Source organism: Streptomyces sp. NPDC055078 (assembly GCF_053607985.1).
This window is the reverse complement of record NZ_JBSGUP010000954.1, coordinates 1-2,269: the sequence shown is the minus strand read 5'-3', so window position 1 is coordinate 2,269 and position 2,269 is coordinate 1. Positions and strand designations below refer to the sequence as shown.

Annotated in this window: 3 protein-coding genes; all 3 read right to left on the bottom strand. The window is 68.6% G+C overall.

Going from position 1 to position 2,269, the window contains the following annotated elements; genetic code table 11:
- The coding region (obgE, locus tag ACWF94_RS39050; RefSeq protein ID WP_453499816.1) for a GTPase ObgE at nt 1–1,251 on the bottom strand (1,251 nt) is incomplete at its 3' end.
- A 152-nt stretch (nt 1,252–1,403) separates the two neighbouring features.
- Nucleotides 1,404–1,661, bottom strand: a complete 258-nt coding sequence (gene rpmA, locus ACWF94_RS39045) for a 50S ribosomal protein L27 (protein ID WP_453499814.1) — start codon at nt 1,659–1,661, stop codon at nt 1,404–1,406.
- Between the two features lie 14 nt (nt 1,662–1,675).
- The gene (gene rplU, locus ACWF94_RS39040) at nt 1,676–1,996 is read right to left on the bottom strand and encodes a 50S ribosomal protein L21 (protein ID WP_453499812.1); all 321 of its coding nucleotides are present in this window, start codon (nt 1,994–1,996) and stop codon (nt 1,676–1,678) included.
- Nucleotides 1,997–2,269 lie beyond the last annotated feature (273 nt).

Here is a 2,269-nt window from a genome sequence, read left to right as displayed (position 1 = left end):
GATGGCCACCCCGTCGCCCGCGCGGGCGCCCGCCTTCATCAGCTGGTCCTCGACGCCGAGGCGGTTCAGCCGGTCGGCGAGATAGCCGACGGCCTCGTCGTTGCTGAAGTCGGTCTGGCGGATCCAGCGCTCCGGCTTCTCGCCGCGTACCCGGAAGATGCCGTCGTCCTCCCGGACGACGGTGAAGCCCGCGTCGTCGACGGCCTTGGGGCGGATGACGATCCGGGTCGACTCCTCCGCCGGCCTGGCCGCGCGCGCCTCGGCGACGATGCCCGCGAGAGCGAAGGACAGCTCCTTGAGCCCGGTGCGGGCGACGGCCGAGACCTCGAAGATCCGGTAGCCGCGGGCTTCGAGATCGGGGCGGATCATCTCGGCGAGATCCTGGCCGTCGGGGATGTCGACCTTGTTGAGGACGACGATCCGGGGGCGGTCGTCAAGACCGCCGTACTCCCGCAGCTCGGCCTCGATCACATCGAGGTCGGTCAGCGGGTCGCGCTCGGACTCCAGCGTCGCCGTGTCCAGGACGTGCACCAGCACCGAACAGCGCTCGACATGGCGCAGGAACTCCAGGCCGAGGCCCTTGCCCTGGCTGGCGCCCGGGATGAGGCCGGGCACATCCGCGATGGTGTAGACGGTGGAGCCCGCCGTCACCACTCCCAGGTTCGGTACGAGCGTGGTGAAGGGGTAGTCCGCGATCTTCGGCTTGGCCGCGCTGAGCACCGAGATCAGCGAGGACTTGCCCGCGCTCGGATAGCCGACCAGCGCCACATCCGCGACGGTCTTCAGCTCCATGACGACATCGCGCGCCTCACCCGGCACGCCGAGCAGCGCGAAGCCGGGGGCCTTGCGGCGGGCGGAGGCGAGCGCCGCGTTCCCGAGGCCGCCCCGGCCGCCCTGGCCCGCCACGAAGGTGGTGCCCTGGCCGACGAGGTCGGCGAGCACATTGCCCTGCTTGTCGAGGACGACCGTGCCGTCCGGCACCGGCAGCACCAGGTCCTGGCCGTCCTTGCCCGAGCGGTTGTCGCCGGCGCCCGGCTGGCCGTTGGTCGCCTTGCGGTGGGGGCTGTGGTGGTAGTCGAGCAGCGTGGTGACCGACTGGTCGACGACCAGGATCACATCACCGCCCCGGCCGCCGTTGCCGCCATCGGGACCGCCGAGCGGCTTGAACTTCTCCCGGTGAACGGAGGCGCAGCCGTGGCCTCCGTTACCCGCGGCGACATGCAGTTCGACGCGGTCCACGAAGGTGGTCATGGGGGTGCCTCCATTGTTTACGGAATCGTCTTACCTGTAACGCGGCGAAGGCGGACCCGCTTCCCGCCAGGGGAAGTGAGGTCCGCCTCCACAGAAATCGCTCTACGGCGCCCCGGTGATCCGAAGGAACCGGATTTTACTGGGCGACCGGATTACTGGGCGACCGGAACGATGTTCACGACCTTGCGACCGCGGTGCTTGCCGAACTCGACCGCACCGGCGTTCAGCGCGAACAGGGTGTCGTCGCCGCCTCGGCCGACGCCCGCGCCCGGGTGGAAGTGGGTACCGCGCTGGCGGACCAGGATCTCACCGGCGCTGACGACCTGACCGCCGAAGCGCTTCACGCCGAGCCGCTGAGCATTGGAATCGCGACCGTTCCGGGTCGACGATGCGCCCTTCTTGTGTGCCATGTCTTCTCAGTCCCTTACTTCGCAGCCGTGGGGATACCGGTGACCTTGATCGCCGTGTACTGCTGGCGGTGACCCTGGCGGCGGCGGTAGCCGGTCTTGTTCTTGTAGCGAAGGATGTCGATCTTCGCGCCCTTGTGGTGGTCCACGATCTCGGCCGTGACCTTGATACCGGCCAGCACCCACGGGTCGCTGGTCACAGCATCGCCGTCGACCACGAGCAGGGTAGAGAGCTCTACCGTGTCGCCGACCTGGGCGGTGGGAATCTTGTCAACCTCAACGATGTCGCCGACAGCAACCTTGTGCTGGCGACCACCGCTGCGCACGATGGCGTACACGCGGATCTCTCTCTCACTCGGATCGGACCCCCTGATGCCAGCCGCTCACACGGGCCGGGGCCTGTGACGATCCGGAAGGACGAGCGGCCTCTCCGGGTCCGGCGACGAACGCCTGACCGTACGGGAGGGAGGTGCTCAGGGGTGGGCGCGTATGGAAACACACCGAGAGGCAAGGTTACGGGGCCCGACCTTCCAGAGCTCACGAGCACGGTACCGAGGGAATACGTCCACCGGAGTTCCGTCGCGGAGGTGTTCCTGACCGGTTACCGGCGC